Source organism: Mesorhizobium sp. M5C.F.Ca.IN.020.32.2.1, from assembly GCF_004023105.1.
Taxonomy (GTDB): domain Bacteria; phylum Pseudomonadota; class Alphaproteobacteria; order Rhizobiales; family Rhizobiaceae; genus Mesorhizobium; species Mesorhizobium wenxiniae.
This window is the reverse complement of record NZ_RZSX01000707.1, coordinates 1-3,395: the sequence shown is the minus strand read 5'-3', so window position 1 is coordinate 3,395 and position 3,395 is coordinate 1. Positions and strand designations below refer to the sequence as shown.

The 3,395-nt window shown below is 62.4% G+C and carries 4 protein-coding genes and 1 pseudogene; 3 read left to right on the top strand and 2 right to left on the bottom strand.

The window, feature by feature from the left end:
• On the top strand, nucleotides 1–412 hold a 412-nt coding region (locus tag EOA86_RS27415), incomplete at its 5' end, for a KUP/HAK/KT family potassium transporter (protein ID WP_206630144.1).
• A gap of 157 nt (nucleotides 413–569) precedes the next feature.
• Here EOA86_RS27415 and EOA86_RS27410 read toward each other — a convergent pair.
• Entirely contained in the window at nucleotides 570–1,460 is an 891-nt protein-coding gene (locus tag EOA86_RS27410; RefSeq protein WP_128344543.1) for an SDR family oxidoreductase, read from the bottom strand.
• 136 nt (nucleotides 1,461–1,596) lie between these two features.
• Between EOA86_RS27410 and EOA86_RS27405 the strand changes: the two genes are divergently transcribed.
• Both EOA86_RS27405 and EOA86_RS27400 read left to right on the top strand, forming a co-directional pair.
• Nucleotides 1,597–2,007, top strand: a complete 411-nt coding sequence (locus tag EOA86_RS27405) for a helix-turn-helix domain-containing protein (RefSeq protein WP_029352119.1) — start codon at nucleotides 1,597–1,599, stop codon at nucleotides 2,005–2,007.
• Between the two features lie 94 nt (nucleotides 2,008–2,101).
• Nucleotides 2,102–2,762, top strand: a pseudogene (locus tag EOA86_RS27400) (NAD(P)/FAD-dependent oxidoreductase).
• Here EOA86_RS27400 and EOA86_RS27395 read toward each other — a convergent pair.
• Nucleotides 2,725–3,395: glutathione S-transferase family protein (locus EOA86_RS27395; RefSeq protein ID WP_164892017.1), on the bottom strand; the 671-nt coding region annotated here is incomplete at its 5' end. The pseudogene EOA86_RS27400 and the gene EOA86_RS27395 overlap by 38 nt on opposite strands.

Sequence of the window (3,395 nt, the reverse complement as noted above, 5' to 3'; positions counted from 1 at the left end):
CGCTCCGACAGCGCTGATGCACAGCCTGAAGCACTACAAGGTGCTGCACGAACAGAATGTCATCCTCTCGGTGGTGACGGCGCAGCAGCCCGTGGTGCCCGACAGCGAGCGGGTCAAGATGGAAACGATCAACGAGCTGTTCATGCGGGTGACGCTGACCTTCGGCTACATGGAACAGCCCAACATCCCGCGTGCGCTGGCGATCTGCCGCAAGCAGGGCTGGAAGTTCGACATCATGACGACCTCCTTCTTCCTGTCGCGGCGCTCGCTCAAGGCGTCACCCAATTCCGGCATGCCGGTGTGGCAGGACAAGCTGTTCATCGGGCTGGCGCGCACGGCAGCGGATGCGACGGAGTATTTTCAGATCCCGACCGGACGTGTGGTTGAGATCGGAACGCAGGTGGCTATCTAGGGCATGCCGATATTCAGGTGAGGCCGGCCTGCGAACGGCAGGTTCCTGCGCTTCCGGTACTCACGGACCAAATGTCCGCTCCGTTCCGGTTCTCGGAACCCACCATTCTCGACTCGGCCTGACCTGAATCTCGACATGCCCCTGACCACGGCGGACTTCAGCCGGCTAGCATTGCCTTGTTCGCTTCAAGAAATTGCTTCAGCGATTGCGGCTTTTTGCCTGAAAGTGTCTCGATCGCGTCGGTCACCATGCCGATGCGGCCGGAGCGCGTGTTGGTGTCGAAGGAAACGACAACGGGAGCAAAATCCGAGGGAACGCCGGCGGCCGTCAGACCCTCGGTCAAGGCTTCGTCCGAAAGCTGAACGACCTCGATGGGCTTGCCGGTGACGTCGGTGACCAGGGCCGCGATCTCGGCGACCGTGTAGGCCTGCGGACCCGTCAGCGTGTATGTGGTGCTTTCGGTATCGCCCGAGGCAAGACCGGCGGCGATCGCCACGGCCATGTCGTCGCGAGCGCCATGGGCGATGCGGCCGTCGGCCGCCGATGTGTACCACTGCCCCGAAGCAATGGCATGCGGCAGCGACATGAAGAGGTTCTCCTGATACCAGCCGTTGCGGAAAATCGTGTAGGGGATGCCGCTCGCCTGGATCGCCTGCTCGGTCCCGTAGTGATCGCCCGCAAACAGCACCGGCGAGACCGGCTCAGGATTGGGCATCGAGGTGTAGAGCAGATGCGAAACGCCGGCCTCCCTGGCGGCTGCGACTGCATTCTCGTGCTGCTTGAGGCGCTTGCCCCCAAGGTCGATCTCGCCGGTCGAGATGATCAGGACCCTGCCGGCGCCCTTGAATGCCTCGACGAGCGACGCCGTGTCATCGAAATCGGCCTGCCTGATGGTAACGCCGCGCGTCGCGAGGTCGGCGAGGTTTTCCGGATTACGGGTGGCGGCGATGATCCGTGCGGGCGGAACCTTGAGCGTGCCCAGCAGATGATGGATGACGCCGCGGCCGAGCTGGCCGGAGGCGCCGGTGACGAGAAGGGTTTCGGTCATGGGAAGTCCTGTCGTTGCGCCGGAGCGGCGGGTGCTTATATAAGTCTCAAAAAGAGACCAGCACTAAAATAGGAATTGACAGACCCTCGTAAAGAAGGCAGGTTTGCGGGAGGTAGGCAGGCGCAGGGAACCAGCGATGGACAGCAAAATCGTCGGTCTGAGATCGAAGCTCGAGATTTACAAAGCGGGCAGCGGCGGGGGGAACATTGCGGACTGTCCGGTTCGCGATGTGATCCAAGGCATCAGCAACAAATGGAGTTCGCTGCTGATGATGGCGCTGGCAGAAAAGCCGTACCGGTTCGGCGAATTGCGGCGACTGGTACCCGACATTTCACAGCGCATGCTCACCCAGACGCTGCACGATTTGCAGCGCGACGGTTACGTCCATCGCGAGGTGTTCCCGACCAAGCCGCCGAGCGTCGAATACAGTCTGACCGATCTCGGACGCTCGATGTTCGGACCCCTGCACCAGCTGCTCCAGTGGGCCGAGCTCAATCATGGCGCTGTGCGCGACGCGCGGAACGCATTCGACGCTACCGAGACTTAACCATCAATGCCGGAGTGGCAATGCCAAGTGCGACGGCTTGATTGGCGATACCGCTGAAGGATTGTCCGGCTTGGGCGAGAAGATTCGGCGGGCAATGGGCATTTCTTTGGACATCGCGATTGCCGGCGCCGACCCGGTCGGACTGGCCGCGGCACTCTATCTGAAGCGTGCCGGGCACCAGGTCACCATCTTCGAGCGCTTCGACGCGCCAAAGCCAGTCGGGTCCGGATTGATCCTGCAGCCGACCGGGCTGACGGTGCTTGCCGATCTCGGCCTGCTCGACGACATCCTAGTGCTGGGCAGCCGCATCGACCGCCTGCATGGCGCCGATGCGAAAATCGCCGCAGCGTGCTCGACGTCCGCTATGATGCGCAGCGCGGCGGCCGTTTCGGGCTGGCGGTGCACCGGGCGGCCTTGTTCGGCGTGCTTTTCCGCGCCGTCCGGCGCGAGGCGATCGCCATCGAAACCGGCGTCGAACTCGAGACGCTGGAAACCGGCGAGCGGACACCGCTGATCTGCGGCAACGGGCGACGGATAAGGCCGCGGGTGTTTCAGGCGCTGTCGCTGATGCTGACGCCGTTCTACCAGTCGGATTCGACCGTGATGCCGTTTGTCCGCGACAGGCTGGTGGCGTCAGTGGTGAAAATCCCGCCAGTGCCAAACATCCTAGCCTCGATGGTGGCTGGAACCGTGGTCGATCGTTTAGGCGGATCGGTATCAAGGAAGCGCGGTGGCCGCCTCGTTGCGGCGGATAAGTTTCGAAAGATGCGAACCCTTCGCTTGCAGGAATGCATGAAGGCGCTGTGGATAATCCGGGGCGACAGCGTTCTTCACCGACTTGCGTTCGCGCAATTCCTTCCGCCAGGCCTCGACTAGCGACTTTCCGTTCAGGATACGGAAATCGTCGATCCGATCGAACGCGTCGAGATAGCGGAAGATTGGTCCGTAGACAGCATCGACCAGCGAAAAGCGCTGGCCGGCAAACCATGGCCCAGCTCGGCCAGCCGCCAGTTCTATTTCGAGACGATCGAACATTGCCGACAGACCTTGGCTTTCGGCAAGTAAGGCGGCCTCGGTCGGTGCGGAATAGAGTCGACCGATTGCGTTGAGGATGGCCGAGCCGAACTCGATCCAGGCGCGATGCCGGGCGCGGGCCAGCGGGTCGGCAGGGTGCAGTGGGTTGGCCAGCGTTTCCTCAAGAAATTCGAGGATGACCGCCGATTCGAAGATCGCGGTTTCCTCGCCATTCTGCTGCACGCGCAGCAGCGGTACCTTGCCGAGCGGCGATATCGCCTTGAACCAGGCCGGCTTGTTGGCGAGATCGATGGTGAGGCGTTCGAACGGCACGTCCTTGTCGGCGAGCGAGATGGCCGCGCGCTGCACATAGG